Annotated in this window: 36 protein-coding genes; 5 read left to right on the plus strand and 31 right to left on the minus strand. The window is 64.4% G+C overall.

The features are described from left to right. Positions 1–176: 176 nt before the first annotated feature. Positions 177–653, minus strand: coding sequence for a 50S ribosomal protein L15 (gene rplO, locus CFP68_RS06565; protein ID WP_099826049.1), 477 nt, complete (start codon positions 651–653; stop codon positions 177–179). Between the two features lie 401 nt (positions 654–1,054). Between rplO and CFP68_RS06570 the strand changes: the two genes are divergently transcribed. The 3 genes from CFP68_RS06570 to CFP68_RS06580 are packed head-to-tail and all read left to right on the plus strand — an operon-like array spanning position 1,055 to position 4,276. Then, the gene (locus tag CFP68_RS06570; protein ID WP_099826051.1) at positions 1,055–1,384 is read left to right on the plus strand and encodes an L-rhamnose mutarotase; all 330 of its coding nucleotides are present in this window, start codon (positions 1,055–1,057) and stop codon (positions 1,382–1,384) included. Between the two features lie 31 nt (positions 1,385–1,415). Further along, entirely contained in the window at positions 1,416–2,033 is a 618-nt protein-coding gene (locus CFP68_RS06575; protein WP_099826053.1) for a cysteine hydrolase family protein, read from the plus strand. Next, positions 2,030–4,276: an MGH1-like glycoside hydrolase domain-containing protein gene (locus tag CFP68_RS06580; protein WP_158234138.1), complete on the plus strand. Its 2,247-nt coding sequence runs from the start codon at positions 2,030–2,032 to the stop codon at positions 4,274–4,276. Before CFP68_RS06575 ends, CFP68_RS06580 begins: the two co-directional genes overlap by 4 nt. Here CFP68_RS06580 and CFP68_RS06585 read toward each other — a convergent pair. From CFP68_RS06585 to rpmC, 18 genes are all read right to left on the minus strand, one after another. Then, entirely contained in the window at positions 4,273–5,304 is a 1,032-nt protein-coding gene (locus CFP68_RS06585) for an ABC transporter ATP-binding protein (protein WP_099826058.1), read from the minus strand. The two genes, CFP68_RS06580 and CFP68_RS06585, sit on opposite strands and share 4 nt — an antisense overlap. After that, positions 5,301–6,098, minus strand: coding sequence for an ABC transporter permease (locus CFP68_RS06590; RefSeq protein WP_099826061.1), 798 nt, complete (start codon positions 6,096–6,098; stop codon positions 5,301–5,303). Before CFP68_RS06590 ends, CFP68_RS06585 begins: the two co-directional genes overlap by 4 nt. After that, positions 6,095–6,958, minus strand: a complete 864-nt coding sequence (locus CFP68_RS06595; RefSeq protein WP_099826064.1) for an ABC transporter permease — start codon at positions 6,956–6,958, stop codon at positions 6,095–6,097. The genes CFP68_RS06590 and CFP68_RS06595 overlap by 4 nt, the downstream gene beginning before the upstream one ends. Position 6,959: 1 nt before the next feature. After that, positions 6,960–7,994, minus strand: a complete 1,035-nt coding sequence (locus CFP68_RS06600) for an ABC transporter substrate-binding protein (protein ID WP_099826066.1) — start codon at positions 7,992–7,994, stop codon at positions 6,960–6,962. Beyond that, positions 7,991–8,947 carry a PfkB family carbohydrate kinase gene (locus CFP68_RS06605; RefSeq protein WP_099826069.1) on the minus strand — a complete coding sequence of 319 codons (957 nt, stop codon included), beginning with the start codon at positions 8,945–8,947 and terminating at the stop codon, positions 7,991–7,993. Before CFP68_RS06605 ends, CFP68_RS06600 begins: the two co-directional genes overlap by 4 nt. Next, complete coding sequence (locus CFP68_RS06610) at positions 8,944–9,942, minus strand: ADP-ribosylglycohydrolase family protein (protein WP_099826072.1); 999 nt, start codon at positions 9,940–9,942, stop codon at positions 8,944–8,946. Before CFP68_RS06610 ends, CFP68_RS06605 begins: the two co-directional genes overlap by 4 nt. Then, complete coding sequence (locus CFP68_RS06615) at positions 9,942–10,682, minus strand: GntR family transcriptional regulator (protein WP_099826075.1); 741 nt, start codon at positions 10,680–10,682, stop codon at positions 9,942–9,944. The genes CFP68_RS06610 and CFP68_RS06615 overlap by 1 nt, the downstream gene beginning before the upstream one ends. A 149-nt stretch (positions 10,683–10,831) precedes the next feature. Further along, entirely contained in the window at positions 10,832–11,020 is a 189-nt protein-coding gene (gene rpmD / locus CFP68_RS06620; RefSeq protein WP_099826078.1) for a 50S ribosomal protein L30, read from the minus strand. 3 nt (positions 11,021–11,023) lie between these two features. Next, a complete protein-coding gene (gene rpsE / locus CFP68_RS06625; protein WP_099826081.1) occupies positions 11,024–11,605 on the minus strand; it encodes a 30S ribosomal protein S5 in 582 nt (193 codons plus the stop codon). A gap of 128 nt (positions 11,606–11,733) precedes the next feature. Then, entirely contained in the window at positions 11,734–12,093 is a 360-nt protein-coding gene (gene rplR / locus CFP68_RS06630) for a 50S ribosomal protein L18 (protein ID WP_099826083.1), read from the minus strand. 11 nt (positions 12,094–12,104) lie between these two features. After that, positions 12,105–12,638: a 50S ribosomal protein L6 gene (rplF, locus tag CFP68_RS06635; protein WP_099826086.1), complete on the minus strand. Its 534-nt coding sequence runs from the start codon at positions 12,636–12,638 to the stop codon at positions 12,105–12,107. Positions 12,639–12,648: 10 nt separating this feature from the next. Then, positions 12,649–13,041, minus strand: coding sequence for a 30S ribosomal protein S8 (gene rpsH, locus CFP68_RS06640; protein ID WP_099826088.1), 393 nt, complete (start codon positions 13,039–13,041; stop codon positions 12,649–12,651). A gap of 12 nt (positions 13,042–13,053) precedes the next feature. Continuing rightward, the gene (gene rpsN / locus CFP68_RS06645; protein ID WP_099826091.1) at positions 13,054–13,359 is read right to left on the minus strand and encodes a 30S ribosomal protein S14; all 306 of its coding nucleotides are present in this window, start codon (positions 13,357–13,359) and stop codon (positions 13,054–13,056) included. 17 nt (positions 13,360–13,376) lie between these two features. Beyond that, positions 13,377–13,940: a 50S ribosomal protein L5 gene (rplE, locus tag CFP68_RS06650; protein WP_099826093.1), complete on the minus strand. Its 564-nt coding sequence runs from the start codon at positions 13,938–13,940 to the stop codon at positions 13,377–13,379. After that, the gene (rplX, locus tag CFP68_RS06655) at positions 13,940–14,245 is read right to left on the minus strand and encodes a 50S ribosomal protein L24 (RefSeq protein WP_099826095.1); all 306 of its coding nucleotides are present in this window, start codon (positions 14,243–14,245) and stop codon (positions 13,940–13,942) included. The genes rplE and rplX overlap by 1 nt, the downstream gene beginning before the upstream one ends. A gap of 2 nt (positions 14,246–14,247) precedes the next feature. Further along, positions 14,248–14,616 carry a 50S ribosomal protein L14 gene (gene rplN / locus CFP68_RS06660; RefSeq protein WP_099826097.1) on the minus strand — a complete coding sequence of 123 codons (369 nt, stop codon included), beginning with the start codon at positions 14,614–14,616 and terminating at the stop codon, positions 14,248–14,250. A gap of 73 nt (positions 14,617–14,689) precedes the next feature. After that, positions 14,690–14,920, minus strand: coding sequence for a 30S ribosomal protein S17 (gene rpsQ / locus CFP68_RS06665; RefSeq protein WP_099826099.1), 231 nt, complete (start codon positions 14,918–14,920; stop codon positions 14,690–14,692). A gap of 3 nt (positions 14,921–14,923) precedes the next feature. Then, positions 14,924–15,133, minus strand: a complete 210-nt coding sequence (gene rpmC, locus CFP68_RS06670; protein WP_099826222.1) for a 50S ribosomal protein L29 — start codon at positions 15,131–15,133, stop codon at positions 14,924–14,926. Between the two features lie 239 nt (positions 15,134–15,372). Between rpmC and CFP68_RS06675 the strand changes: the two genes are divergently transcribed. Continuing rightward, positions 15,373–16,101 carry a lysozyme family protein gene (locus CFP68_RS06675; protein WP_241523983.1) on the plus strand — a complete coding sequence of 243 codons (729 nt, stop codon included), beginning with the start codon at positions 15,373–15,375 and terminating at the stop codon, positions 16,099–16,101. Positions 16,102–16,105: 4 nt separating this feature from the next. Here CFP68_RS06675 and CFP68_RS06680 read toward each other — a convergent pair whose 3' ends face one another. Further along, on the minus strand, positions 16,106–16,726 hold the full coding sequence (locus CFP68_RS06680) for a TIGR02466 family protein (RefSeq protein ID WP_099826102.1): 621 nt from the start codon (positions 16,724–16,726) through the stop codon (positions 16,106–16,108). A gap of 122 nt (positions 16,727–16,848) precedes the next feature. Between CFP68_RS06680 and CFP68_RS06685 the strand changes: the two genes are divergently transcribed. Then, a complete protein-coding gene (locus tag CFP68_RS06685) occupies positions 16,849–17,088 on the plus strand; it encodes an HP1242/YdcH family protein (protein ID WP_099826224.1) in 240 nt (79 codons plus the stop codon). A 219-nt stretch (positions 17,089–17,307) separates the two neighbouring features. On the opposite strand, the gene rplP is transcribed toward CFP68_RS06685, so the two are convergent. The 11 genes from rplP to fusA form a co-directional block, all read right to left on the minus strand. Further along, the gene (gene rplP / locus CFP68_RS06690; RefSeq protein ID WP_099826104.1) at positions 17,308–17,721 is read right to left on the minus strand and encodes a 50S ribosomal protein L16; all 414 of its coding nucleotides are present in this window, start codon (positions 17,719–17,721) and stop codon (positions 17,308–17,310) included. Positions 17,722–17,731: 10 nt separating this feature from the next. Beyond that, a complete protein-coding gene (rpsC, locus tag CFP68_RS06695) occupies positions 17,732–18,439 on the minus strand; it encodes a 30S ribosomal protein S3 (protein ID WP_099826107.1) in 708 nt (235 codons plus the stop codon). Next, positions 18,439–18,819, minus strand: a complete 381-nt coding sequence (rplV, locus tag CFP68_RS06700) for a 50S ribosomal protein L22 (protein WP_099826110.1) — start codon at positions 18,817–18,819, stop codon at positions 18,439–18,441. The genes rpsC and rplV overlap by 1 nt, the downstream gene beginning before the upstream one ends. Continuing rightward, positions 18,816–19,094: a 30S ribosomal protein S19 gene (rpsS, locus tag CFP68_RS06705; RefSeq protein WP_099826113.1), complete on the minus strand. Its 279-nt coding sequence runs from the start codon at positions 19,092–19,094 to the stop codon at positions 18,816–18,818. Before rpsS ends, rplV begins: the two co-directional genes overlap by 4 nt. A 3-nt stretch (positions 19,095–19,097) precedes the next feature. Next, the gene (gene rplB / locus CFP68_RS06710) at positions 19,098–19,940 is read right to left on the minus strand and encodes a 50S ribosomal protein L2 (protein ID WP_099826115.1); all 843 of its coding nucleotides are present in this window, start codon (positions 19,938–19,940) and stop codon (positions 19,098–19,100) included. 152 nt (positions 19,941–20,092) lie between these two features. After that, entirely contained in the window at positions 20,093–20,404 is a 312-nt protein-coding gene (locus CFP68_RS06715; RefSeq protein ID WP_099826117.1) for a 50S ribosomal protein L23, read from the minus strand. After that, positions 20,401–21,021, minus strand: a complete 621-nt coding sequence (gene rplD, locus CFP68_RS06720; protein WP_099826120.1) for a 50S ribosomal protein L4 — start codon at positions 21,019–21,021, stop codon at positions 20,401–20,403. The genes CFP68_RS06715 and rplD overlap by 4 nt, the downstream gene beginning before the upstream one ends. Further along, positions 21,018–21,899, minus strand: a complete 882-nt coding sequence (rplC, locus tag CFP68_RS06725; RefSeq protein WP_099826121.1) for a 50S ribosomal protein L3 — start codon at positions 21,897–21,899, stop codon at positions 21,018–21,020. Before rplC ends, rplD begins: the two co-directional genes overlap by 4 nt. A gap of 15 nt (positions 21,900–21,914) precedes the next feature. Next, on the minus strand, positions 21,915–22,226 hold the full coding sequence (rpsJ, locus tag CFP68_RS06730) for a 30S ribosomal protein S10 (protein ID WP_099826123.1): 312 nt from the start codon (positions 22,224–22,226) through the stop codon (positions 21,915–21,917). 160 nt (positions 22,227–22,386) lie between these two features. After that, the gene (gene tuf, locus CFP68_RS06735) at positions 22,387–23,562 is read right to left on the minus strand and encodes an elongation factor Tu (protein WP_099826125.1); all 1,176 of its coding nucleotides are present in this window, start codon (positions 23,560–23,562) and stop codon (positions 22,387–22,389) included. A gap of 87 nt (positions 23,563–23,649) precedes the next feature. Next, positions 23,650–25,776 carry an elongation factor G gene (gene fusA / locus CFP68_RS06740; RefSeq protein WP_099826126.1) on the minus strand — a complete coding sequence of 709 codons (2,127 nt, stop codon included), beginning with the start codon at positions 25,774–25,776 and terminating at the stop codon, positions 23,650–23,652. Between the last annotated feature and the right edge of the window lie 11 nt (positions 25,777–25,787).

Below are 25,787 nucleotides of genomic sequence, written 5' to 3' on the forward strand. Positions count from 1 at the left end.
GGGAGGACAGAAAGCACGGGTATGTCAGCGCACCGAACGCGCGACGTCCGAACCTGAGGCCACCTGTCATCACACCGCCCCTCCCGGGACGAAAGACGCCGCGCGATCCGGTGTCGGACCCGCGGCGCCACTTACCTTGCAAAGATGTAAGCGGCACGATCACCGCTCACAACCTTTTATTCGGCGGCCGCCGCTTTGGGCGCGGCGACGGTCAGGGTGCCGCCGGCTTTTTCCACCGCTTCGATCGCGGACTTCGACGCGCCGGTGACGCTCAGCTTGATCGCGGTCGTGATCTCGCCCTTCGACAGCACGCGGATGCCGTCGCGCTTGCGACGGATCAGGCCGCAATCGACCAGCTCGGTCTCGGTGATCTCGGATCCCAGCTTGCCGGCGTCGATGAATTTCTGGATCAGGCCCAGGTTCACGACGGCGTAATGCTTGGGGTTGCGGGCGTTGAAGCCACGCTTGGGAAGGCGCTGATACAGCGGCATCTGGCCGCCCTCATAGCCCTTGATCGCAACGCCCGAGCGCGACTTCTGGCCCTTGATGCCGCGTCCGCCCATCTTGCCCTTGCCCGAACCCGGACCGCGGCCGATGCGCATGCGCTTCTTGGTGGCGCCCGGATTGTCGTGCAGTTCGTTCAGTTTTACCATGTCGCTTGCTCCTGATTGCCGGACGCGTGCCCCCAGCGACGGGAGCGGCACGGCCACGGCGTGTATGAATCGATGGCGCATGACGCCACCGGGGGCGTATAGGCCAGCCGGAATGACGGTTCAAGACCCCAAACGGCCCCGTCCCGCCCAACCCCCGCGATCCGGCGGCCCACGCACGCACCAATTTCCAAAACGACAGGCCAAGGTGACGTCACCTGACCTGATTCTGCGCGCTCGGCCGGATACGGCAGGACCGATGTCAGCGCCCGCGCGGTCCGACCGACGGACAGGACCGCGGCGACCTTGCCCGACTCCCTCGGCATGGGTCATACATCGGACAGAACGATGAACGGTCCGGCATGGCATGCGTGGGCCCACCGGCGGATGAAAGAGGGAACGACATGGTCAGGATGGGAGCGGTGATCGGAATTCACCCCGACAAGATCGACGAATACAAGCGGCTCCATGCCGATGCCTGGCCCGCCGTCCTGCAGAAGATCACCGACTGCAACATCCGCAATTACGTGATCTACCTGCGCCAACCCGAGAACCTGTTGTTCGCGCATTTCGAATACCACGGCGACGATTGGGCGGCGGATGCGGCGCGCATGGCCGAGGATCCCGTCACGCAGGACTGGTGGGCGGTCTGCGGCCCCTGCCAGCGCAAGTTCGATTCCGTCGCGAAAGGCGAATGGTGGGCGCCGATGGAGGAGGTCTTCTTCCATCCATGACCATCCACACCCCCGACTCGAGGACCGCACCATGACCCTGACCGCCGACACCCTGCCCTTTGGACGGGTCAGCGACGCCCTGCATGTCGTGATCGACGTTCAGAACCTGTTCTTTCAACCGACGGCCTGGCAGGTCACGTCGATTCCCGCGATCCTGCCGCCGATCCTGTCGCTGTTGACCCACGCACCCGACACCGCCGCCTTCGCACGTTTCATCCCGCCCGCGTCCGCCGCGACGGCCCCGGGCATGTGGCGCGGATATTATCGCCACTGGGACAGCGTGACGCGCGACCGCCTGGACCCCGGCCAGTTGGACGTCCTGCCCGACCTGACCGATGTGGCACCGGCGGCACCGATGCTGGACAAGCCCGGCTATTCGGTCTTCTCGTGCCCGGCGTTCCGCCCGCTCTTGCGCCAGCGCGGCATCACGACGCTGATCCTGTCGGGGGTCGAAACCGATGTCTGCGTGCTGTCCACGGTGATGGAGGCGGTCGACATCGGCCTGCGCGTGATCATCGCCGCCGATGCGGTGACCGGCGGATCGCCCGAAGGCCACGATGCCGCCCTGTCAATCCTGCGCACGCGGTTCGACCAACAGGTCGAAATCGCGTCCGCCTCGGCCATCATCAGTGCATGGTCTGCTGCGTGATTCCCCTGCCCGATCACCCCGGATCGCCGGCCGACCGATCCGGCGGCATCGCGGCGCACCGTGCCTTTGGCACATGGTCGCCCGATCATCCCGCCGCCATGGTGTTCCTGCCGCTGGGCCTGTCGGTGACACCTGTGGCCTTTGCCGCAAGCACGGGCAAAAGCACCGCTTTCCCCGCCGGCCCCGATCTGCGGCTCGGGTCGCGCAGCGTTGAGGCCGCCCGGATCGAGGCCGGTATGACCCACGCCGGAACGGTTCTGGATTGGCAATGGGACAAGCCCGATCCGTTTACGGCCCAGGGCCGCTGGACGACCCGCGCCCATGGCGAATGGGGCCTGCGGTTCTGGGTCTGCCTGGCACTGGGGGCGCCCGCCGGGTGTCAATGGCGCTGGGACACCACGGCAGGCGCCGCGATGATCCGCATCGGTCACCGCTGGGGCGTCGTCGCACCCGACCCCGCGCCGCTGATGGTGACAGGGCACGCGGATCTGGACGGTCTGACCGATGAGCTTGAGGCCCGCGGCTATTTCTTCCTCGAAAGTCGCAAGCACGCGGCCCCCCTTCTGGCGTTGCGGTTCAACCTGGAAGAGGCCGCATCGGCGCGGTTCGGCTTCGCCGTCGGCGACGACCTGGACGAAACGCTGGCGCGCGCGCGCCAACCCGACCGGCCCGCTACCCTGCCGGGCCAGACCGGCGCGGGGGCCGGTGCGCTGGACGCGGTGCGCGACGTGATCGGCTGGAACACCCTGTTCGATCCGGTGAACCGACGCCCCTATACCGGCCTTTCGCGCAACTGGACCACGGCCAAGTTCGGCGGCTTCGGCGTCTGGCTGAACGACGTGCTGTTCAATGCGCTGCTGGCGTCGACGCTGGAACCCGAGGTGGCGCGCGACAACCTGCTGGCCGTGATCGCCGGGGCGACGCCACAGGGCAACCTGCCCTGCCTGCTGACCGGCAACGACGCCTGGATCGACAGGTCGCAACCGCCCATCGCAGCGTTCGTGCTGGCGATGCACGTCGCGCGCTGGCCCGATCCGGCGCTGGTCGCGCGGGTGCTGCCGGTGCTGCTGCGCGGCTGGGACTGGTGGTGGCGGATGCGTGACCCCGACGGCACGGGGATGGTGCGCTATGGCACGTCCGACATCGGCAACGGGCTTTATCGCGGCACCAAGCTGGGCGCCAAGGACGAAAGCGCGATGGACAATTCGCCGGTGCACGATCAGGCGACACTGGATCCCGCGACCGGTCTGCTGGATTCCTATGACGTTGGTTTGAACGCCCTGCTGGCGCTCGAGGGCGAGATGCTGGGCGATCTGCTGGCCGCGCAGGGACGGATGGAACAGGCGTCAGCGGTGCGCGCGAAGGCCGATGCGCTGAAGGACGCGATCCGCACGCGGCTGTGGGATCCGGCGCGCCGGGTGTTCGCCAACCGCCTGCTGGACGGTCGGTTCGTGGACAGTCTTGCACCAACGTCGTTTTATCCGATGATCGCGGGCATACCCACACCCGAACAGATCGACGGGCTGATGGTGCACCTGCATGATCCCGCGGGCTTTGGCGGCCCCGCGCGCCTGCCTTCGGTGCGGCGCGACGACCCGGCGTTCGGCGACCAGGTCTATTGGCGGGGTCGGGTGTGGCCACCGATGAACTGGTTCACCTGGGCGGGCCTGCGTCGCATGGACCGCGCGACCGAAGCGGCGGCGCTGGCGAGCGAGAGCCACGCGCTGTTTTATGGCCCATGGGAGGCGAACCGCCATGCGGCCGAGAATTTCGCCCCCGGCCCCGAGTATCCGGCGATCCAGCCCGACACCGACACCTTCTATTCGTGGTCGGCACTGATGCCCGCCATGGCGGTGGCCGAGGTCGCGGACGTGACGCCGTGGGAAGGATTCAGCCTGAGCAACGGCAATGACGTGACCCTCGGCCCCGTCGCCACCCCCTGCGGCATGTGCACGGTGGATGTGGCGGGCGGTGTCCTGCGTCTGCTGCGTGAGGGTTCCACGCTGCTGGAAACCGATATTCGCGGCCGGTTCACCCATGTCCGGATCGACCGCGACCGGTTGCACCTGACCCTGCCCCGCGATGCGGCGGCCGGATATATCCGCGTGGACCGGCGCAAAACGGCAATGGCGCAGCAGGGCGATGGGCCGCTCAAGACAGCGACTGATGGCGCCATCCTGATCCTGCACACCGCCGACGTGACCGACGACGCGACCCGCCGGATCGACGTGGTGTTCGCCTAGTCGGCTTTCAGCCCGCGCGCATGGCGCGGCGCCCAGGACACCCAGACGGGGCCGGATTCGGGCAGGTCGGAAAACTCTTCGTGCCGTGCCACCGCCTTCAGCATCTGGCCGTTCCAGTCCAGCACGCACGTGCCCATGGCCCCCGCGAAGATACGCTGGCGCAGCCTGGCCTGAAGGGCGTTCGGGCCGTCCGGCCGATCCACCGTCACGCTCAGGTGTTCGGGGCGCACGGCGATGGTGGTCGCGCCTTCGGGGCGGGCGACGCGGGCGCCGGGCAGGTCCAGCCAGTCGCCCGAGCCGGTGCCTTCGATCACGTTCGCCTCGCCCAGAAAGCGGGCGGTGAAGACATCGCCGGGGTCGGAATACACCTCTTGCGGGCGGCCCTCGCGGATCAGGCGGCCGCCCTTGAGGATGCCGATCCGGTCGGACAGGGTCAGCGCCTCTTCCTGGTCGTGGGTGACGAAGATGGTGGTGATGCCCACCTCGCGCTGGATGCGCTTCAGCTCGATCTGCATGTCGACGCGCAGCGCCTTGTCCAGCGCCGACAGCGGTTCGTCCAGCAGCAGAACGCGGGGCCGGGTGACGATGGCGCGCGCCATGGCGACGCGCTGGCGCTGGCCGCCCGACAATTCATGGGGTCGACGCGCACCCAACGGGCCAAGCTGCACCAACTCCAGCGCATCGCCCACCCGCTTGTCGATTTCCCCCCGCGCCGTGCCGCGCACCCGCAATCCGAAGGCGACGTTGTCGGCCACGCTCATGTTCGGGAACAGGGCGTAGTTCTGGAACACCATGCCGATCTCACGCGCTTCGACCGGCACATCGACCACGGGCCGGTCACCGATGAACACGCCACCGGCAGTGGGTTCGACGAACCCCGCAATGGCACGCAACAGCGTCGTCTTGCCGCTGCCCGAGGGGCCGAGCAGGCCGAAGAACCCGCCATCGGGAAAGGTCAGCGTCACATCGTCCAGCGCGCGGGCGGCGCCGTAATGCTTGCTCAGGCCCTCGACCCGGACTTCGCTCATCTTTCGCCTCCGAACTTGGTGAACCGTGCGGCGATCAACATGACCACCATCGACACGGCAATGATGATCGTGGAAATCGCGTTGATTTCCGGCGTGAAGCCCTTGCGGATCGCGGTGTAGATCAGCACCGGCAGGGTGGAATCGCCGGGTTCCGACAGGAAATACGAGATCACGAACTGATCGAAACTGACCGCGAAGGCGAACAGCGCGCCGGCAATCACCCCCGGCGCGATCCACGGCAGCATGACCGCGCGCGTCACCATCCAGGGCCGTGCGCCAAGGGACCGCGCCGCTTCTTCCAGCGTGCGGTCGAAGGTGGCCAGACGCGCGGTGACCACGACGATCACATAGGGCAGCGCCAGCGCGACATGGCCGATGATCACGGCCGGGGTGCCGCGCCCGATGCCGACGCCGAAGAAGAAGATCAGCATCGCGGTGCCGGTGATCAGCCACGGGATCGCGATGGGCGGGAACAGCAGCACCTGGAGCGCGCGCTTGCCACGAAAGTCATACCGCCACAGCGCCACCGACGCCGCGGTGCCCAGAACGGTTGCCACGACGGTCACGACAACGGCGATCCAGACCGACCGGGCGGCGGCGTTCAGGATCAGGTCATTGCGCCAGACGCGCTCATACCACTCGGTCGAGAAGGTGAACGGCAGCTGATAGAATTCCGATGCGTTGAACGACATCGCCGCCATGACAAGGATCGGCGCGTAAAGAAACAGCAGGATCGCGCCCAGATAGACACGGCCAAGGATGCCGGTGACGCGGGACCGGGTGCGCGGCTTCATGTCCGCGCCTTTCGCAAGACCGGGCTGGCCAGGGCCAGGATCGCCAGCACCACCGCCAACAGGATGAACGACAGGGCCGCCCCCAGCGGCCAGTTGAAGACGGCGACGAACTGATCCTCGATCACCGTGCCGTAATAGGTGCCGAGGCGACCGCCGAGGATCCGCGGCTCCATGAAGCTGCCCACCACGGGAACGAAGACCAGCACGGCACCGGCGATCAGGCCCGGGGCAGACAGCGGCAGTACGATCCGCCAGAGGATCGTCCACCACTTCGCGCCCAGCGACCGCGCCGCCTCGATCAGGCTGTCGTCGATGGCCTGCAGCGCCAGGTATGCGGTGAGGATGACATAGGGCAGGTATGAATGGACCAGACCGATCACGATGGCGGATTCGGTGAACAGCAGGTTCAGCTTGACGGGCCAGGGCCAGATCGCGCTCAGCGTCTTGTCCAGAACGCCGTTGCCGCGCAGCACGATGGCCCAGGAAAAGATCCGCACCAGCGAGTTCGACCAGAACGGCAGGATGACCATCAGGAACAGCGCCTCGCGCGCGCGGCCCTTGATCATCTTGGCCAGCACCCACGCGCAGGGAAACCCGATCAACACGCACAGCGCGGTGACCTTGACCCCCAGCAGGACGGATTTCAGCAGCAGCCGGGCATAGGTCGGCGATTCGAGGAACGCGGTATAGTTTTCGCCGGTGACGTGCCATTCGGTATCGCCGAAGGGCACATCGGTGATGATGCTGAAGAACGCCATGGCCGACAGCGGCAGGAACACCGCCACCGTCAGCCACAGATAGGCGGGGGACAGCAGCGCGATGGCCCGCAGACGGTCGGTGCGTGCAATCCCCCCGGCCATGTTACTGAACCGCCTTCAGATCTTGCCACAGCTTGAGGTATTCCTCGCGCTTGTCGTCGGTCATGGGCTGCATGAACTGGACCCGCGCGACGACCTCGGGATCGCCCAGCACCGCCTTGTTGAAGCTGTCGTCGGGCAATGCCTTGGCGGCGGCGGTATTTGCCGTGGCGGGCGCGCCTTCCTTGTCCCAGCCGGAATAGAACTCGGGGTCGATCATCCAGTCGATGAAGGCATAGGCGGCGTCCTTGTTTTCGGACGATTTGGGGATCGACAGGCCGTCAAGCCATCCGATCGCGCCCTCGTCCGGCACGACAAAGGTGATGTCCAGCCCCTTGCCGATGGACCGTGACGCCGAGCCGGACCAATAGGTCGCGGCGGCGAATTCGCCCGACGCCATGTATTGGTTCCAGTCGTTTTCCGATCCCCAATAGGTGCTGATCGCCGGCATCAGCTCGGCCAGCTTGGTACGCACGGCTTCTAGATCCTGAACGTCGTTGATGTCCTGCCCGGTGGCCAGCGCGCCGATCTGCACCGCCTCGACCGCGTCGTCGCGGATCGACACGCGACCGGCCCAATCGGGGTTCCACAGGACTTCCAGCGATGTCGGGGGCGTGTCGAAGTCGTTGTTCGACACGGCAATCGCGGTCAGGCCCCACGCCCATGGCACGCCGTAAAGCGCGCCATCTTCATTCAGCCCGTTGTTCTTGACGAACGCCGGATCCAGGTCGTCGAAATTCTCCAGCTTCGAGGGGTCGATGGGCGCCAGAAGGTCTTCGGCCACCACCTGCGGCGTGAAGGACGAGTTGATCAGAACCACGTCATAGGCGCCCGGATTGGTGCGCAGCTTGGTCAGCGTTTCCTGTTCCGAGTTGAAGTATTCATGGACCACCGTGTTGCCGGTCGCCTCTTCGAACGCCTTCACGGCCCATTCGATGTCGGTGCCGTAACCCTGCCAGTTCAGCACCCGGATCTCGGCGGCGTGCAGGGTGGGCGCGATCAGGGCAAGGGCGGCGGCGGTGGTGAAAAGTCTGGTCATGTTTCGGCTCCTTGTTGGGTCGTTGGGTCAGGGGAAAGCGCCAGCAGCGCGTCCACCTCGGCGGGATGCGGGGCCGTTGACGGCCCTTCTGCGGTTGTCGAAAGCGCGGCGGCGATATTGGCCGCCTCAAGCGCGCGGTGCGCGGGCCGTCCGGCGGCAAGTCCGGCGATGAAATATCCGATGTGGGCATCGCCCGCGCCATTGGTGTCGATGGCCTTCACCGGGTGGCCAGGGATGTGGCGCGGTGCGCCGCCAGATTCGGCCAGCCAGGCGCCATCGGCGCCCACACGCACCACTGCGCCACCCTGCCTGCGGTCACGGGCAAGGGCCCGTGCGGCTTCTGCCGGATCGTCGATGCCGGTCAGCACCGCCGCCTCGGCCCCATTTGCGCTGATCCAGAGGGCGGCGCCAAGGGCAGCGCGCAGGATATCCGGCGCAATCGCGGCGACGCGCGGGCCGGGATCGAACACCACGCGCGCGCCCACCGGGCGCTGTCGCAACCAATCGGCCAATGCCGCGCCACTGTTCGGATAGGACAGCGCATAGCCCGATTGCAGGATCCAGTCCCCGGGGGCGGGATTCACCCCGGCCAGATCGGCGGCGGTCACGAAGCCGTCGGCGCCCGGCAGGCCGATGAACGTCCGCTCGCCCCCATCATCCACCAGAACGGTGCAACATCCCTGGTCCAGACCCGGATGAACGGCGCCAATGTGGGCAATGCCCTGGGCACTCAGCGCCGCGCGCACCATGTCGGCCAGCGGACCGGTGCCCAGCGTTCCGGCGAACATCACGTCCAGCCCGGCGCGTCGCGCCGCGACCATCGCGTTGAACCCGCCGCCCACGGACAGACCGGCCGATCTGACGTCGGCCTCGGTTCCCGGGGTCGGGACGGCATCGACCCGATACACCATGTCGACGACGATGCCCGACATCTGGAACAGCCGGCCGGTCATGTCGGATCCGCCCTCTCGCGCACCGCCAGAAGGTGGCGCGCCACGGCGGCCATGTCAAAACCGTTCGCGGTCTGCAACTGGGTCAGCCGATCATCGGGAAACGCCGATACCCCGGCACAGGCGCCCGCCATGCCACAGGCAATCGCGCCGATGGTGTCGGTATCGTCGCCGATGTTCGCCGCGATCACCGCCGCGCGCCACGGATCGCCGCCGGCCAGACGGACAACGCCAAAGGCCGCCGCAACCGATTCGCGGCTGGCGACCGAGGTGCCGATCCGCGCGGCCAGCTCCGCCTCATCGCCCCGTTCCGCCACCTCCAGCGCCAGCGCGATCCGTCCGGCCATGTCCCGCTCGCCCACCGCGGCACCGCGCGCGTTGGCGACGCGCGCAGCCTCCAGCGCCGCGCTCAGCGCGTCATCGAAACGCGCCCCGGCCACCCCCAGGCTGACCACAGTGGCGACGGCCGTCGCGCCCGCCATCGCCTCGCCCGTCGCGTGGGTCACGCGGCAGGCGGAGTCGACCGCATCGATCAGCAAGCTGCCGGTGTGAGGCGTCGCGATCCCCACCGGCACGATCCGCATGGCCGCACCGTTGGTGGTGCCGGACCGCCCGGTTTCGGACGCGGGCACGCCCGCCAGCAAAGCCTCAAGCGCCGCCTTCGAGGACGGCCCCAACAGATCGCGCAGCCCGCGACGGCGCACGTCAGCCTCCCACGCCAACAGGGCCTGCGCCCAGTCGTTCGCGTCAAAGCCCTCGCGCCGGGTCAGCAGACCGGCCAGCAACAGCGTCTGTTCCGTGTCATCGGTCACCTGCGCCGCTGTCAGACCATGGGACACCGGATGATCCGGCATCGGTTCGACAAAGCCTTCGATCCGGCCATAGACGGCGCGGATCGCCGCGCGATCCAGGGTCTGCGACGGCATGCCCATGGCATCGCCAAGGGCCACACCCGACAGCGCGCCGATGGCACGATCCAGGATGTCGGCGCGATCCATCAGAACACCATCCGCAGCCCGAAACGGTCGGGATCCAGCACGCTTTCGACATGCTCCAGCAGGGTGCCATCCGCCGCCCGGGTCAGGCGTTGCAGGCGCAGCATGGGGGTTTCGGCGGGCCGTTTCATCACGCCGGCATCGGCCGCGGGCAAGGCGGGCAACACGCCGGCCACCTCTTCGCCCGTGGTAGCCACCAGACCCAGCGCCGCCAGCGTCCGGCTGAGCGATCCATCGGCCAGACCGTCGCTCGGGACATCGGCAAAGACCGCACGCCATGGCAGACGGCTCCGCTCAAGCGACACGCCCTGCCCGGTGTCGGGCGATACCCGCAGCCGATCGATGCACAGATAGTCGCCCGCCGTGTCCAGGCCGCGCGCCGCCAGGAAGGTATCGGCCCTTGCACAGCCGCCGCGGTTCAGCCGCAGCAGGCGGGTTTCAAGCCGGTCGGGTCCATGGGACAAGGCAACGGACCATCCCTTGCGATCGTCGATGGTATCGCCGCGATAGGTGACAAATGATCCGATCCCGGTCCGCGTGGTGATCAGCCCCTGCCCCGCCAGGATCTGAAGGCCACGCCGCACGGTGTTCCGGCTGACATCGAACCGGCGCATCAAGGCGCCTTCGCTGTCCAACTGATCGCCGCGCGTGACACGACCGGCGCGGATTTCGCGCGCCAACGCCTGGGCCACCCGTTCGGATTTCGCCAGACCAACGGTTTCAGGATCACCGACCTCTTCCAAGCTGTCCCCTCCTGTCCCTACCTATACCTTAACCGGGGATTCCCGTCGGTCAAGCCAGTCCGAGGCCGGAGCGCCCGACAAACGCAAAAGGACGCGCCCGGTGATGGGCGCGTCCTTTGCATTGTTCCGTATTGCCGAAGGTGCGGGGCTCAGCCGCGCTCCTCGACGATCTCGACCAGGTGCGAGATCTTGGCAACCATACCGCGGACCGAGGGCGTATCCTCAAGCTCGCGGGTGCGGTGCATCTTGTTCAGGCCCAGGCCCTTCAGCGTTGCGCGCTGGATGGCGGGGCGACGGATCGGTGAACCGATCTGCTTGACGACGATGGTCTTTGCCATGGATCAGGCCTCCTCGACGACTTGGTCGGACGATTGGGGTGCGTCGTCCCGCTTGGGCAGGATGTCGGCGACTTTCTTGCCGCGACGCTGGGCAACCGAACGGGGCGAAGCCTCGCCGGCCAGACCTTCGATCGTGGCGCGGATCATGTTGTAGGGGTTGGACGAGCCGATGGATTTCGCCACCACGTCCTGAACGCCCAGCATCTCGAACACGGCGCGCATGGGTCCGCCGGCGATGATGCCCGTACCCTGGGGGGCGGAGCGCATGAAGACGCGTCCGGCACCGTGGCGTCCGGCGGTGTCATGGTGCAACGTGCGACCGTCGCGCAGCGGCACGCGGATCATCTGACGCTTGGCCTGCTCGGTGGCCTTGCGGATCGCCTCGGGCACTTCCTTGGCCTTGCCCTTGCCGAAACCCACGCGGCCCCGCTGATCGCCCACGACGACGAGCGCGGCAAAACCGAAACGCTTGCCGCCCTTCACGGTCTTGGAGACGCGGTTGATCGCGACGAGGCGATCGGCGAATTCGGGTGTTTCGTCACGCTGGTTGCGGCGTCCGCCCCCGCGATTGTCATCTCTTGCCATGAAAGGCTCCGTATTGCTGCCCGAAGGCGTGTCGTTCGATCCAAGTGAACGGGTGTTCCCGGATCATCGAGGCGCGTGAACGCCTGCACGTATAAAAGCCGCCGCCCCAGACGGGGCGGCGGATAGGGTCAGAACTTCAGGCCGCCTTCGCGGGCCGCTTCGGCCAGCGCCTTGACCTTGCCGTGGAAGAGGAAGCCGCCACGATCGAAATAGACGTTTTCGACCCCGGCCTTCTTCGCACGCTCGGCGATGGTGGTGCCCACCTTCGCGGCCGCTTCGACGTTGTTCTTGCCCACGATGCCCAGATCCTTCTCGAGGGAAGAAGCCGAAGCCACCGTGATGCCCTTCACGTCGTCGATCAGCTGAACGCTGATGTTCTTGTTGCTGCGGTGAACCGACAGGCGCATGTGGCCGGGGTTCATTTTCCGCAGTTTGTTCCGAACGCGCAGGCGGCGTTTCAGAAACAGGTCTCTTTTGCTGTTTGCCATCTGTCGCGTCCTTACTTCTTCTTGCCTTCCTTGCGGAAGATGAACTCGCCCTTATAGCGGATGCCCTTGCCCTTGTAGGGTTCGGGCTTGCGCCAGGCGCGAATGTTCGCGGCCACCTGTCCAAGCTGCTGCTCGTCGATGCCTTCCAGCGCGATCTCGGTGGGCTTGGCGACCGTTGCGGTCACGCCTTCCGGGATCTCGAAGTCGACATCGTGCGAATAGCCGAGGTTCAGCTTCAGAACCTTGCCCTGAAGGGCAGCACGGTATCCGACGCCCTGGATCTCAAGCTCGCGCTTGAAACCGGTTGAAACGCCGGTGACGAGGTTTTCCACCATCGAACGCGTCATGCCCCACTGCTGGCGCGCCCGCTTGGACGTGCCGCGCGGCGTGACGGTGATGTCGCCTTCGTTGATGGTCAGGGTCACGTCGTCCGTGGCCTGGAAGCTGCGGGTGCCTTTCGGCCCCTTCACTTCGATTTTCTGGCCCGAGAGCGACGCAGTGACGCCCGAGGGCAACGCGACGGGTCGTTTTCCGATACGAGACATATCTTTCTCCTCAGAATACGGTGCAGAGCACTTCGCCGCCAACGTTGGCGTGACGTGCATTGGCGTCCGACATCACGCCGCGCGGCGTCGAGATGATGGACACACCCAGACCCTGACGCACCGACGGAACATCCTTGGATCCCGCGTAGACACGGCGACCGGGCGTCGAGACGCGCTTGATCTCGTGGATCACCGGGGCGCCTTCATAGTACTTCAGGCTGATCTCGATGGTCGGGTGGCCGTTGCGGTCCGTGGATTTCTCGTAGCCGCGGATATAGCCTTCGTCCAGCAGGACATCCAGCACCCAGGCACGAAGCTTGGACGCGGGCGTGGTGACGGTGGATTTGCCGCGCATCTGCGAGTTGCGGATGCGGGTCAGCATATCGCCCAGAGGATCGTTCATTCCATACCCTCCTTACCAGCTGGATTTTACGAGACCGGGGATTTGGCCCATATAGCCAAGCTCCCGCAGCATGATACGGCTGACCTTGAGCTTACGATAGTAAGCGTGGGGACGGCCGGTCAGCTGACAGCGGTTGTGAAGACGGACGGCCGAGCTGTTGCGCGGCAGTTTGGCCAGTTTCAGACGCGCCTTGAAACGCTCTTCCATCGGCTTGGATTCATCGTTCGCGACGTCCTTCAGCGCCGCACGCTTGTCGGCATACTGCTCGACCAGGCGCTGGCGCTTCTTCTCGCGTTCGATCATTGCTTTCTTTGCCATGATGTTTTCTCCCAGGCTCAGCTGTTGAACGGCATGTTGAAATGCTTCAACAGCGCCTTGGCTTGTGCGTCGTCGGCGGCGGTGGTGCAGATGATGATATCCATACCCCAGTTCTCGTCGACCTTGTCGAAGTTGATCTCGGGGAACACGATGTGTTCCTTGATCCCCATGGCATAGTTGCCACGGCCATCGAAGCTCTTGCCGCTCACGCCGCGGAAGTCGCGGATGCGGGGCATGGCCACCGTGATCAGACGATCCAGGAATTCGTACATCCGGTCGGCGCGCAGGGTGACTTTCGCCCCCAGCGGCATTTCCTCGCGGACACGGAACCCGGCGATCGACTTCTTCGCCTTCGTCGTCAGCGCCTTCTGGCCGGCGATGATAGTCAGGTCTTCCTGGGCCGATTTCGCCTTCTTGGCATCGCGCACGGCTTCGGCACCACATCCGATGTTCAGGACGATCTTGTCCAGACGCGGGATCATCATGTCGTTCTTGTAGCCGAACTCTTCCTTCAGCGCGGCGCGGATCGTGTCGTTGTAGATCGACTTGAGACGCGGCGTGTAGTTTGCGGTATCCAGCATCAGATCACGTCTCCCGTGGTCTTGGCGAAGCGCACCTTCTTGCCGTCTTCCATGCGGAAGCCGACGCGGGTTGCCTTGCCATTGCCATCGACGATGGCGAGGTTGGACAGATCGACCGGCATCGCCTGGGGGACGCGGCCGCCCTGGCTGTTCTGGCTCTGCTTGGTGTGGCGGATGGACACGTTGATGTCCGCGACCACGGCCTTGCCCTTGGACGGCATGACGGCGGTGATCTCGCCCTGCTTGCCCTTGTCCTTGCCGGTCAGCACGACGACGGTGTCGCCCTTTTTCAGTTTCGCAGCCATGATTACAACACCTCCGGAGCCAGCGAGATGATCTTCATGAAGGCCTTGGCACGCAGCTCGCGCACCACCGGCCCGAAGATACGGGTGCCGACGGGTTCGTTGTTGTTGTTGAGGATGACGGCGGCGTTCCGGTCGAACCGGATTGCGGTGCCGTCTTCGCGGCGCACTTCCTTGGCGGTGCGCACGACGACGGCCTTGCGGACGTCGCCCTTCTTGACGCGACCGCGCGGGATCGCTTCCTTTACCGAGACGACGATGATGTCGCCCACGGACGCATACCGGCGGTGCGAACCGCCGAGAACCTTGATGCACTGAACACGGCGCGCGCCGGAATTGTCAGCGACATCCAGATTGGTCTGCATCTGGATCATTGGGTTTCTCCTGACCTTTGGGGGACTCTCAAGGCCTTCTCCCCATGGTTTCGAATGTTACGGGAACGATCGCCTAGGCGGTGATCACTTCCCAACGTTTGGTTTTCGACATCGGCGCACATTCCTGAATGCGCACCTTGTCGCCCGCCTTGAAGGTGTTGTTCGCATCGTGGGCGCGATACTTCTTCGACTTGCGGATCGTTTTTTTCAGAACCGGATGGGTAAAGCGGCGTTCGACCGAGACGGTGATCGTCTGGGCGTTGGCATCGCTGGTCACGGTGCCGGAGAGGATACGTTTGGGCATCGATCAGGCCTCCGTCTTGGCCGCTTCGGCGGCTTTCTGGTTCAGGATGGTCTTCACGCGCGCCACGTCGCGGCGCACGGTGCGCATGCGCGCGGTGTTCTCGAGCTGGCTGGTGGCCTGCTGGAAGCGGAGGTTGAAGGCCTCCTTCTTCAGGGCGGACAGCTGATCCTTCAGCTGGTCGGGTGTCTTGTCACGCAGTTCTGCGGCGTCCATCGCCATATCCTTTCAACATCACTGGAGGGCCCGCGAAGGGTCACCCTGATTCCGGTGGAGAGTCATGATGAGCGTGCCGCATAACGCCCCTTGCCGCGCGACGCAAGCCCTGTCCCGCGAATACCGGCGATAAGCGCCGGATTGGCCCGATTTCCGGGGCATCAGGTTAATCTTAACCGTCCGGAAACCGTTAATCGGTCAGAAGTGGGGCACGCCCTGTTCCCATGGATGAGGATTTGATGCGCGTCCCTCCGATTCCGATGTTTCTCGCCCTGTGCCTGCTTCTGCCCAGCTTATCACACGCCGAGGCGGTCAGCATCCTCGGGCGGGCGTCGATTTTCGCGCCGACACGGGCCCTGGTGCAAGCCCGGCTGACGCCACCGCCGAAACACACCGGCGCAAGCCTGTTCACCGGACGCGGCGATTCGGGCCTGTTCGCCAAGCCGCGGGCGGCGGTGGCGTTGTCGCCCCCCATGGGCCCCGCATTGCACGGCAGTCGGATCGAAAAGCTGCGCCAGTTGATCGGTCACGCGGAATCGCGGCGTCACGGATACGATGCGGTACAACATGGCGCCCGGGTGAAGCCGCCGGATCGCCCGACCCAATTGACCTTGGGCCAGATCGACACCTGGATCGACGCGACGCCCGGTCAGCCCCACGCCATCGGAAAGTTCCAGTTCATCCCGCCCACCCTGCGCCGCCTGGTCCGCCGTTTGGGCCTGGGAGCGGACACCAGGTTTTCGCCCGCGATACAGGATCGGCTGGCCGACGAACTGTTGCGCGAGGCCGGACTCGACGATGTCGGGGCCGGTCGGATCAGCCGACACGCGTTCATGGAAAACCTTGCAAAGATCTGGGCGGGTCTGCCGACATCGACCGGCAAATCGTATTATGACGGCCACGCCGGCAACAAGGCGTCGATGACCTGGGCCGATTACGATGCCCGGATGGCGCAGTTGTTCCCCTGAGCGGTCAGCCCCAGCCGTAGTTGAAGCTGACGCTGATGCGGTCTTCTTCGGCCATGTTCATCGGCACCTCGTGACGCAACCAGCTTTCCCACAGCAGGACATCGCCCGCCTCCGGCTGGACGTAATGAAACTGCCGAAGCTTGCGCGGCGCATCCTTGGTGCGCCCCGGCGCGGCCATCATCATCGGCAGGCGCGGATCCTCGAACTTGATGGCACTGGTCCCTTCCGGCATCGTCACATAGGTCGTGCCGCTGACCACCGAATGGGGATGCAGATGCCCGGTGTGGATCCCACCCTCGGGCAGGATGTTGATCCACAACGAATCGAGCTTCAGCTTCTTGTCGCCCAGATCGAAGGCAAGATCCTCGGCGAAACGTGCCACGTGCTTGTCCAGCACCTTCACCAGCGCCTTGAAGATCGGCATCCGCCACGCGAGATCGCTCAGCGATGCATAGCTGGTGTAGCCGGGAAAGTCGTTTTCCTCGCACCAATCCTGGCCGGCCTCGTCGTCGTCGGCGATCGACAGGCACGACGCCTCCAACTCGCCACGGTCGATGGGCTTGCCGCGTTCGGACAATTGGGCGTGATACAGGCGGGTGACGAACAGGGATGCGATATCGGTCATGGCGCCTGATACCCCAGTCCGCTCCCCGATGCGAGTGTTCTGTTACGCCTTTTCATTGATATGGATCATGGCAGCCTCGGCCAGCTGCACCTATCAGTCGGGGTGAACCAATGGAGGCCCAGATGTCGCATACACCCCACGAATTGCACGAAGAATTTCCGGATCATACGGCGAGATTGCGTGAACTCCGCGCGACGGATCCGCATTTCGCAAAACTGTGCGACAGCTATCACGAAGTGAACCGCGCTGTTCATCGCGCCGAGACCGACGTGGAACCGACGACCGATGAACATGCCACGGAACTGCGCAAAACGCGCATGAAGCTGAAAGACGAAATCTGGGCCAGCCTGTCGGCCGCCTGATTGGCACAATCAAGCGATAATCCAATGCAAAGGCCGCCGTGATAGGGTTCACGGCGGCCTTTTGTATCGTTCGTCGGCCACATGACGGCGTAGCGCGGTGGGCAACGCCGCATGTGAAAACGCCTGCCGGAATGGATCCCGGCAGGCGTTCGAAGATATCAACTTGGTTCGCGCGACGTCGCGGCCAACCTGCGCTGGCGAGCGGGACGCGCCGAAGTCTTACCAGTCTTCGCGAACCACGGTGCGCGTCTTGATCGGAAGCTTCATCGCCGCCAGGCGCAGGGCCTCGCGGGCGATGTCTTCGTTGACGCCGTCGATCTCGAACATGATCCGGCCGGGCTTGACCTTGGCGGCCCAGAAATCGACCGACCCCTTGCCCTTACCCATACGGACTTCGACGGGCTTGGACGTGACGGGCAGGTCCGGGAAGATCCGGATCCAGACGCGACCCTGACGCTTCATGTGACGCGTCATGGCACGACGGGCTGCCTCGATCTGGCGGGCCGTGATCCGCTCGGGCTCGATCGCCTTCAGGCCGTATGTGCCGAAGTTCAGGTCGGATCCGCCCTTGGCTTCGCCATGGATCCGGCCCTTGTGGGCCTTGCGGAACTTGGTGCGTTTTGGTTGCAGCATGATCTACTCCTTAACGCCGGCCGCCGGCGCCACGGGGGGCGGGGCCTTCCTGAAGCTCCGAATGACGGCGGTCGTGCGCCGACGGATCGTGCTCCATGATTTCACCTTTGAAGATCCAAACCTTGATCCCGATGATACCATAGGCGGTCTGGGCTTCGTAACCGGCATAGTCGATGTCGGCGCGCAGGGTGTGCAGCGGAACGCGACCTTCGCGATACCACTCGGTCCGGGCGATCTCGGCACCGCCAAGACGACCTGACAGGTTCACCCGGATCCCGAGCGAGCCCATGCGCATGGCGTTCTGCACCGCGCGCTTCATGGCACGACGGAACGACACGCGACGCTCGAGCTGCTGCGCGATGCTTTCGGCCACCAGGGCGGCGTCCAGCTCTGGCTTGCGGACCTCGACGATGTTGAGGTGCAGTTCCGACTTGGTCATGCCTGCCAGCTTCTTGCGCAGCGTCTCGATGTCCGCACCCTTCTTGCCGATGATGACACCGGGCCGGGCTGCGTGGATCGTGACGCGGCACTTCTTGTGCGGGCGTTCGATGATCACCTTGGAGATGCCGGCCTGCGCTGCCTCCTTGCGGATGAACTTGCGCATCCGAAGATCCTCAAGCAGCAGATCACCGTAATCCTTGGTGTCGGCATACCAGCGGCTGTCCCACGTGCGGTTCACCTGCAGGCGCATGCCGATCGGATTGACTTTATTTCCCATCAGGCTTGCTCCTCAACTTGGCGGACCTTGATCGTGAGTTCGGCGAACGGCTTGATGATCTTGCCGAAACGGCCACGGGCACGCGGGCGACCGCGCTTCATGGTCAGGTTCTTGCCGACCCACGCCTCGGCGACGATCAGTTCATCGACGTCCAGGTTGTGGTTGTTCTCGGCGTTGGCGATGGCGGACTGAAGGCACTTCTTCACGTCCAGCGCGATCCGCTTCTTGCTGAAGGTCAGGTCGGTCAATGCCCGATCAACCTTCTTGCCACGGATCATCGCAGCAACGAGGTTCAGCTTCTGGGGGCTGATCCGCAACATGCGGACCTTTGCCAGGGCCTCGTTGTCGGCAACGCGACGGGGGTTCTTTTCCTTGCTCATTTGCGCTTCGCCTTCTTGTCGGCGGCGTGCCCATAATAGGTGCGGGTCGGCGAATATTCACCGAACTTCTGGCCGATCATGTCCTCGGTGACGTTCACCGGGATATGCTTCTTGCCATTGTAGACGCCAAAGGTGAGGCCCACAAACTGGGGCAGTATCGTCGAGCGGCGCGACCAGATCTTGATCACTTCCTTGCGGCCCGACTCGCGGGTTGTTTCGGCCTTCTTGAGGACATGAGCGTCGACAAACGGGCCTTTCCAAACGGAACGCGTCATGGATTAGCGTCCTTTCTTCTTGGCGTGACGCGAGCGGACGATCAGCTTCTGCGACGCTTTGTTCTTGTTTCGGGTCTTGGCACCCTTGGTCGGCTTGCCCCAGGGGGTGACCGGGTGACGACCACCGGAGGTCCGGCCTTCACCACCACCGTGCGGGTGGTCGATCGGGTTCATGACGACACCACGCACGGAGGGGCGGATGCCCTTGTGACGGTTGCGTCCGGCCTTGCCGATGTTCTGGTTGCTGTTGTCGGGGTTCGACACGGCTCCGACGGTGGCCATACATTCCTGACGCACCAGGCGCAATTCACCCGACGACAGGCGGATCTGTGCATAACCGCCGTCACGACCGACGAACTGGGCATAGGTGCCCGCCGCACGGGCGATCTGGCCGCCCTTGCCCGGCTTCATCTCGATGTTGTGGACGATCGTGCCGATCGGCATGCCGCTGAACGGCATCGCGTTGCCCGGCTTGATATCGGCCTTGGCCGAGGCGACGATGTTGTCGCCGATGCCCAGACGCTGCGGTGCCAGGATATAAGTCTGTTCGCCATCGTCATAGGAAACCAGGGCGATGAACGCGGTCCGGTTCGGGTCATATTCGATGCGGATGACCGTCGCCGTGACGTCCATCTTGTTCCGCTTGAAATCGACAATGCGGTAAAGACGCTTGGCGCCCCCACCCTTGCGACGCATCGTGATCCGTCCGGTATTGTTCCGGCCGCCGTGCTTGCTCAAACCCTCGGTGAGGGATTTGACAGGGCGTCCTTTCCAAAGCTCCGAACGGTCGATCAGCACCAGCCCACGCTGGCCCGGCGTCGTCGGCTTATACGACTTGAGTGCCATGCTTCGTGTCTTCCGTTTGCTTTGCGGGTCATTGCGACCCGGCTCTTGATGTGAAGGGCCCTTGGGAGGTCCCCGAGGATCCACTTATGGTGCGGATCCGACAAAAAGTTCAGCCCCGGACGAATCCGGGGCCGAACCGATGGTGTCTGGTATTAAAGACCCGTGGAAACGTCAATCGTGTTCCCGTCTTCCAGGGTCACATAGGCCTTCTTGACGTCCTTGCGACGGCCAGGCTGGCCGCGGAACTTCTTGACCTTGCCCTTGGTGATGGTCGTGTTGACGGCCTTCACCTTGACTCCGAACAGCGTCTCGACCGCTTCCTTGATCTGCGGCTTGTTCGCGTCGATCGCCACCTCGAACACAACGGCCCCGTTTTCGGACGCCATCGTGGCCTTTTCGGTGATGACCGGCTTGCGGATCACGTCATAGTGCTCCGGCTTCGCGGTTGCTTCTGCCTTGCTCATTTCAGTCGGGCCTCCAGTGCTTCGATACCCGCCTTCGTGATCACCAGGGTGTCACGCTTCAGGATATCATAGACGTTCGCGCCCATGGTGGGCAGCACGTCCAGACCGTCGATGTTCGCGGCGGCACGGGCGAAATTCTCGTTCACCTCGGCGCCGTCGATGATCAGCGCGCGCTTCCAGCCCAGGTTCTTTACCTGCTTGGCCAGTGCGCCGGTCTTGATTTCGGCCAGCACCGCATCCTCGATGATGACCAGGTTCCCGGTCGCCATCTTCGACGACAGGGCATGACGAAGGCCCAGCTTGCGGAACTTCTTGGTCAGCGCATGCCCGTGGCTGCGCGGCACCGGACCCGCATAGATACCGCCCTTGCGGAAGATCGGTGCGTTCCGGTCACCGTGGCGTGCGCCGCCGGTGCCCTTCTGGCGATAGATCTTCTTGGTCGAATAGGACGTCTCGCGACGGGTCTTGACCTTGTGGGTGCCCTGCTGCGCGTTGTTGCGCTGCCAGCGGACCACACGGTGCAGGATGTCGATACGCGGTTCCAGACCGTAGATCTCGTCGTCGAGATCGGCCGATCCGGCAGATCCGCCGTCCAGTTTGATCACGTCGAGTTTCATTGGTCGCCTTCCTTCTTCTCGTCCAGAGTCTCGCTCTGGTCGCTGGCTTCGTCACGATCGGATTCGATCTGTGCCTCGGCTTCCTTCAGCGCGGCTTCCTCGGCGGCAGCGGCCTCTGCGGCAGCGGCCTTTTCGGCCTCTTCGGCCTCGGCAGCGGCGGCTTCAGCAGCTTCACGCGCCAGGCGTTCGGCTTCTTCGGCGGCGGACTTCAGCGCGGCGGGATAGATCACGTTCTCGGGCGTCGGCTTCTTCACCGCGTCCTTGATCGTGACCCAGCCACCCTTCGAGCCGGGGACCGCACCCTTGACCATGATCAGGCCACGGTCGGCGTCGGTGCGGATGACCTGAAGGTTCTGGGTGGTGACACGGGCAGCGCCCATGTGACCGGCCATCTTCTTGCCTTTGAACACCTTGCCCGGATCCTGACACTGGCCGGTCGAACCGTGCGAACGGTGCGAAATCGACACACCGTGGGACGCGCGCAGACCGCCGAAGTTCCAGCGCTTCATTGCGCCCGCGAACCCCTTACCGATCGAGGTGCCCGCCACGTCGACGAACTGACCCTCGAAGTAATGGTTGGCGGTGATTTCCTCGCCGACGTCGATCATGTTCTCGGCGGCGACGCGGAATTCCGCGATCTTCCGCTTCGGTTCGACCTTGGCCAGCGCGAAGTGACCGCGCATCGCCTGCGAGGTCCGCTTGGCCTTGGCCGTGCCGGCACCCAGCTGAACGGCGGTATAGCCGTCACGCTCGGCCGTGCGCTGTGCGACGACCTGAAGCTTGTCCAGTTGAAGGACGGTCACGGGAATCTGCTTCCCGTCGTCCATGAAAAGCCGGGTCATGCCGACTTTCTTTGCGATAACGCCAGAGCGCAACATATCCGGTGCCCTCCCTTAAACCTTGATCTCGACGTCGACACCGGCCGCAAGGTCGAGCTTCATCAGCGCGTCCACGGTCTGGGGTGTCGGGTCGACGATATCCAGCAGGCGCTTGTGCGTGCGGATTTCGAACTGATCACGGGATTTCTTGTCGACGTGGGGGCCACGCAGAACGGTGAATTTCTCGATCTTGTTCGGCAGCGGAATGGGTCCGCGCACCTGCGCGCCCGTCCGCTTGGCGGTGTTCACGATTTCCTGCGTGCTGGCGTCCAGAACGCGGTAATCGAACGCCTTGAGCCGAATGCGAATGTTTTGGCTGGCTGCCATTGTCATTGCCTTTCGCGGCTTTCGAAGTTGAGAGGTGGAGGCACCGGGATTGGAACCCCCACTTCGAACTCGTCGTCTAATGCGGGCCGGGGCCCGGTGTGTCGGCGGCTGTGGATCGGGTGGCGCCCCCTGCGGCGCGCCGCCCGATCCGGGCAATGCCTCAATCGGTGATCTTGGAGACGACGCCGGCGCCGACGGTGCGGCCGCCTTCACGGATGGCGAAGCGCAGGCCCTGCTCCATGGCGATCGGGGCGATCAGCTCGACGCCGAAGGACACGTTGTCGCCCGGCATCACCATCTCGGTGCCCTCGGCCAGCATCACCGTGCCGGTCACGTCCGTCGTGCGGAAGTAGAACTGCGGACGGTAGTTGGCGAAGAACGGCGTGTGACGGCCACCCTCTTCCTTGGTCAGGATATACGCCTCGGCCTCGAACTTGGTGTGCGGCTTGACCGAACCGGGCTTGCACAGCACCTGGCCACGCTCGACGCCGTCACGGTCGACACCGCGCAGCAGCGCGCCGATGTTGTCGCCCGCTTCACCGCGGTCCAGCAGCTTGCGGAACATCTCGACGCCCGTGCAGGTCGTCTTGCGGGTGTCGCGGATGCCGACGATCTCGATCTCGTCGCCGACGTTGATCACGCCACGCTCGACCCGGCCGGTCACCACCGTGCCGCGACCCGAAATCGAGAACACGTCCTCGACCGGCATCAGGAACGGCTGGTCCACGGCCCGCTCGGGGGTCGGGATGTATTCGTCGACGGCCGCCATCAGCTTGCGGATCGCCTCTTCGCCGATCTCGGGATCGCGGCCTTCCATCGCGGCCAGGGCCGAACCGGGGATGACCGGAATGTCGTCGCCCGGATAGTCATAGGACGACAGCAGCTCGCGGATCTCCATCTCGACCAGTTCCAGCAGTTCCGCGTCGTCGACCTGGTCCACCTTGTTCATGAACACGACCATCGACGGGATGCCGACCTGGCGGCCCAGCAGGATGTGCTCGCGCGTTTGCGGCATCGGGCCGTCGGCGGCGTTCACCACCAGGATCGCGCCGTCCATCTGTGCCGCACCGGTGATCATGTTCTTCACATAGTCGGCGTGGCCGGGGCAGTCGACGTGCGCATAGTGGCGGTTGTCGGTCTCGTATTCCACGTGCGCGGTCGAGATCGTGATCCCGCGCGCCTTCTCTTCCGGCGCGCCGTCGATCTGGTCATAGGCCTGGAAATCGCCGAAATACTTCGTGATCGCAGCCGTCAGCGTCGTCTTGCCGTGGTCAACGTGGCCGATCGTGCCGATGTTAACGTGCGGCTTGTTACGTTCGAATTTTGCCTTTGCCATGGTGTGGCTCCTTTTTGTCTCAAACGGTGCGTGCAAGCACGCACCCTACAGGTTGTGGTAGGGTGCGTGCCGGGCACGCACCGTCCGTCAGGCGAATTTGGCCTGAATTTCTTCACTGATGTTCTGCGGCACCGGCTCGTAATGGTCGAACTGCATGGTGAAGTTCGCACGGCCCGACGACATCGAACGCAGCGTGTTGATGTAGCCGAACATGTTGGCCAGCGGCACGTAGCTGTCGATCGCGATGGCGTTGCCGCGCGTGTCCTGCCCCTGCACCTGGCCGCGACGCGACGTCAGGTCACCGATGATGCCACCGGTGTATTCCTCGGGCGTGACCACTTCGACCTTCATGATCGGTTCCAGCAGTTTCGCACCGGCCTTGCGCAGACCTTCACGCATGCACATCCGCGCTGCGATCTCGAACGCCAGGACCGACGAGTCGACGTCGTGGAACTTGCCGTCCAGCAGCGCGACCTTGAAGTCGATGACCGGGAAACCGGCCAGCGGACCCGAGTCGAGCACCGACTTGATGCCTTTTTCGACGCCCGGGATATATTCCTTCGGCACCGCACCACCGACAATGCGCGATTCGAAGGAATAGCCTTCGCCCGGCTCTGTCGGCTGCAACAGCAGCTTGACTTCGGCGAACTGACCCGAACCACCCGACTGCTTCTTGTGGGTGTAGGTATGTTCCAGCTCGCGACCGATCGTCTCACGATACGCCACCTGCGGCGCACCGATGTTGGCTTCGACCTTGAACTCGCGCTTCAGGCGATCGACCAGGATGTCGAGGTGAAGTTCGCCCATGCCGCGCATGATCGTCTGGCCGGATTCCAGGTCGGTTTCGACGCGGAACGACGGATCCTCGGCGGCAAGACGCTGGAGGCCCAGCGACATCTTTTCCTGGTCGGCCTTGGTCTTCGGCTCGACCGCGATCTCGATGACCGGATCGGGGAAGGTCATGGTTTCCAGGACGACCGGATCGTTCGGCGCGCAGAGCGTGTCGCCCGTGGTCGTGCCCTTCAGACCCGCCAGCGCAATGATGTCGCCCGCGAACGCCTCGGAGATCTCTTCCTGCTTGTTCGAGTGCATCATGACCATGCGGCCGATACGCTCTTTCTGGTTCTTGGTCGAGTTCAGCAGGTTGTCGCCCTTGGCCAGCTTGCCGGAATAGACGCGCGTGAAGGTCAGCGTGCCCATATAGGGGTCGTTCATGATCTTGAACGCCAGACCCGAGAACGGCATGTCGTCGTCCGCACGGCGCGCGATGTTCCGCGTCTCGGTCTCGTCACCGGGTTTGAAGCCCATGTAGTCGACCACGTCCATCGGCGACGGAAGATAGTCGATGACGGCGTTCAGCAGGGGCTGCATGCCCTTGTTCTTGAACGCCGAGCCGGCCAGGACCGGAACGAAGGACAGCGACAGCGTGCCTTTGCGGATCAGTTTCCGCAGGGTGTCGGTGTCGGGCTCGGTGCCTTCCATCAGGTAGGCTTCCATCGCGTCGTCGTCCATTTCGACGGCGGTCTCGATCAGCTTGCCGCGCCATTCCTCGGCGGTGGCCTTCAGGCTGTCGCGAATCGGGCGACGCTCCCAGGACGCGCCCAAGTCTTCGCCGGTCCAGACCCACTCTTCCATGGTCAGCAGGTCGACGATGCCTTCCAGGTCGTTTTCCGATCCGATCGGGATCTGGATCGGCGCGGCGGTCGCACCGGTGCGGTCCTCGATCATCGCGACGCAGTTGAAGAAGTCGGCGCCGACCTTGTCCATCTTGTTGACGAACACCATGCGCGGCACCTTGTAGCGGTCGGCCTGACGCCACACCGTCTCGGTCTGCGGCTCGACACCGGCGTTGGCATCCAGCACGCAGATCGCGCCGTCAAGCACGGCCAGCGAACGTTCGACTTCGATGGTGAAGTCGACGTGGCCGGGGGTGTCGATGATGTTGAAACGATGGCGCGTGCCTTCGATCGGCGCCGCGTCGGCGTCGATGTGACGTTCCCAGAAAGTGGTCGTCGCGGCGGACGTGATCGTGATGCCGCGCTCCTGCTCCTGCTCCATCCAGTCCATGGTGGACGCACCGTCGTGGGTTTCGCCCAGAACGTGGTTCTTGCCGGTGTAAAACAGGATCCGTTCGGTGCAGGTGGTCTTGCCGGCGTCGATATGCGCCATGATTCCAATGTTGCGGTAGCGGTCGAGGGAATAATCGCGGGGCATTGCAGCTGCTC

It is taken from the genome of Oceaniglobus indicus (genome assembly GCF_002751875.1).
In the GTDB taxonomy this organism is placed as follows: domain Bacteria; phylum Pseudomonadota; class Alphaproteobacteria; order Rhodobacterales; family Rhodobacteraceae; genus Oceaniglobus; species Oceaniglobus indicus.

Excerpts from the sequence above, each read along its gene's own strand:
- rplO (WP_099826049.1), bottom strand. The coding sequence starts at position 653 with ATGGTAAAACTGAACGAACTGCACGACAATCCGGGCGCCACCAAGAAG.
- CFP68_RS06570 (WP_099826051.1), top strand. The coding sequence starts at position 1,055 with ATGGTCAGGATGGGAGCGGTGATCGGAATTCACCCCGACAAGATCGAC.
- CFP68_RS06575 (WP_099826053.1), top strand. The coding sequence starts at position 1,416 with ATGACCCTGACCGCCGACACCCTGCCCTTTGGACGGGTCAGCGACGCC.
- CFP68_RS06585 (WP_099826058.1), bottom strand. The coding sequence starts at position 5,304 with ATGAGCGAAGTCCGGGTCGAGGGCCTGAGCAAGCATTACGGCGCCGCC.
- CFP68_RS06590 (WP_099826061.1), bottom strand. The coding sequence starts at position 6,098 with ATGAAGCCGCGCACCCGGTCCCGCGTCACCGGCATCCTTGGCCGTGTC.
- CFP68_RS06595 (WP_099826064.1), bottom strand. The coding sequence starts at position 6,958 with ATGGCCGGGGGGATTGCACGCACCGACCGTCTGCGGGCCATCGCGCTG.
- CFP68_RS06600 (WP_099826066.1), bottom strand. The coding sequence starts at position 7,994 with ATGACCAGACTTTTCACCACCGCCGCCGCCCTTGCCCTGATCGCGCCC.
- CFP68_RS06605 (WP_099826069.1), bottom strand. The coding sequence starts at position 8,947 with ATGACCGGCCGGCTGTTCCAGATGTCGGGCATCGTCGTCGACATGGTG.
- CFP68_RS06610 (WP_099826072.1), bottom strand. The coding sequence starts at position 9,942 with ATGGATCGCGCCGACATCCTGGATCGTGCCATCGGCGCGCTGTCGGGT.
- rpmD (WP_099826078.1), bottom strand. The coding sequence starts at position 11,020 with ATGGCAAAGACCATCGTCGTCAAGCAGATCGGTTCACCGATCCGTCGC.
- rpsE (WP_099826081.1), bottom strand. The coding sequence starts at position 11,605 with ATGGCAAGAGATGACAATCGCGGGGGCGGACGCCGCAACCAGCGTGAC.
- rplR (WP_099826083.1), bottom strand. The coding sequence starts at position 12,093 with ATGGCAAACAGCAAAAGAGACCTGTTTCTGAAACGCCGCCTGCGCGTT.
- rplF (WP_099826086.1), bottom strand. The coding sequence starts at position 12,638 with ATGTCTCGTATCGGAAAACGACCCGTCGCGTTGCCCTCGGGCGTCACT.
- rpsH (WP_099826088.1), bottom strand. The coding sequence starts at position 13,041 with ATGAACGATCCTCTGGGCGATATGCTGACCCGCATCCGCAACTCGCAG.
- rpsN (WP_099826091.1), bottom strand. The coding sequence starts at position 13,359 with ATGGCAAAGAAAGCAATGATCGAACGCGAGAAGAAGCGCCAGCGCCTG.
- rplE (WP_099826093.1), bottom strand. The coding sequence starts at position 13,940 with ATGCTGGATACCGCAAACTACACGCCGCGTCTCAAGTCGATCTACAAC.
- rplX (WP_099826095.1), bottom strand. The coding sequence starts at position 14,245 with ATGGCTGCGAAACTGAAAAAGGGCGACACCGTCGTCGTGCTGACCGGC.
- rplN (WP_099826097.1), bottom strand. The coding sequence starts at position 14,616 with ATGATCCAGATGCAGACCAATCTGGATGTCGCTGACAATTCCGGCGCG.
- rpsQ (WP_099826099.1), bottom strand. The coding sequence starts at position 14,920 with ATGCCCAAACGTATCCTCTCCGGCACCGTGACCAGCGATGCCAACGCC.
- rpmC (WP_099826222.1), bottom strand. The coding sequence starts at position 15,133 with ATGGACGCCGCAGAACTGCGTGACAAGACACCCGACCAGCTGAAGGAT.
- CFP68_RS06675 (WP_241523983.1), top strand. The coding sequence starts at position 15,373 with ATGCGCGTCCCTCCGATTCCGATGTTTCTCGCCCTGTGCCTGCTTCTG.
- CFP68_RS06680 (WP_099826102.1), bottom strand. The coding sequence starts at position 16,726 with ATGACCGATATCGCATCCCTGTTCGTCACCCGCCTGTATCACGCCCAA.
- CFP68_RS06685 (WP_099826224.1), top strand. The coding sequence starts at position 16,849 with ATGTCGCATACACCCCACGAATTGCACGAAGAATTTCCGGATCATACG.
- rplP (WP_099826104.1), bottom strand. The coding sequence starts at position 17,721 with ATGCTGCAACCAAAACGCACCAAGTTCCGCAAGGCCCACAAGGGCCGG.
- rpsC (WP_099826107.1), bottom strand. The coding sequence starts at position 18,439 with ATGGGAAATAAAGTCAATCCGATCGGCATGCGCCTGCAGGTGAACCGC.
- rplV (WP_099826110.1), bottom strand. The coding sequence starts at position 18,819 with ATGAGCAAGGAAAAGAACCCCCGTCGCGTTGCCGACAACGAGGCCCTG.
- rpsS (WP_099826113.1), bottom strand. The coding sequence starts at position 19,094 with ATGACGCGTTCCGTTTGGAAAGGCCCGTTTGTCGACGCTCATGTCCTC.
- rplB (WP_099826115.1), bottom strand. The coding sequence starts at position 19,940 with ATGGCACTCAAGTCGTATAAGCCGACGACGCCGGGCCAGCGTGGGCTG.
- CFP68_RS06715 (WP_099826117.1), bottom strand. The coding sequence starts at position 20,404 with ATGAGCAAGGCAGAAGCAACCGCGAAGCCGGAGCACTATGACGTGATC.
- rplD (WP_099826120.1), bottom strand. The coding sequence starts at position 21,021 with ATGAAACTCGACGTGATCAAACTGGACGGCGGATCTGCCGGATCGGCC.
- rplC (WP_099826121.1), bottom strand. The coding sequence starts at position 21,899 with ATGTTGCGCTCTGGCGTTATCGCAAAGAAAGTCGGCATGACCCGGCTT.
- rpsJ (WP_099826123.1), bottom strand. The coding sequence starts at position 22,226 with ATGGCAGCCAGCCAAAACATTCGCATTCGGCTCAAGGCGTTCGATTAC.
- tuf (WP_099826125.1), bottom strand. The coding sequence starts at position 23,562 with ATGGCAAAGGCAAAATTCGAACGTAACAAGCCGCACGTTAACATCGGC.
- fusA (WP_099826126.1), bottom strand. The coding sequence starts at position 25,776 with ATGCCCCGCGATTATTCCCTCGACCGCTACCGCAACATTGGAATCATG.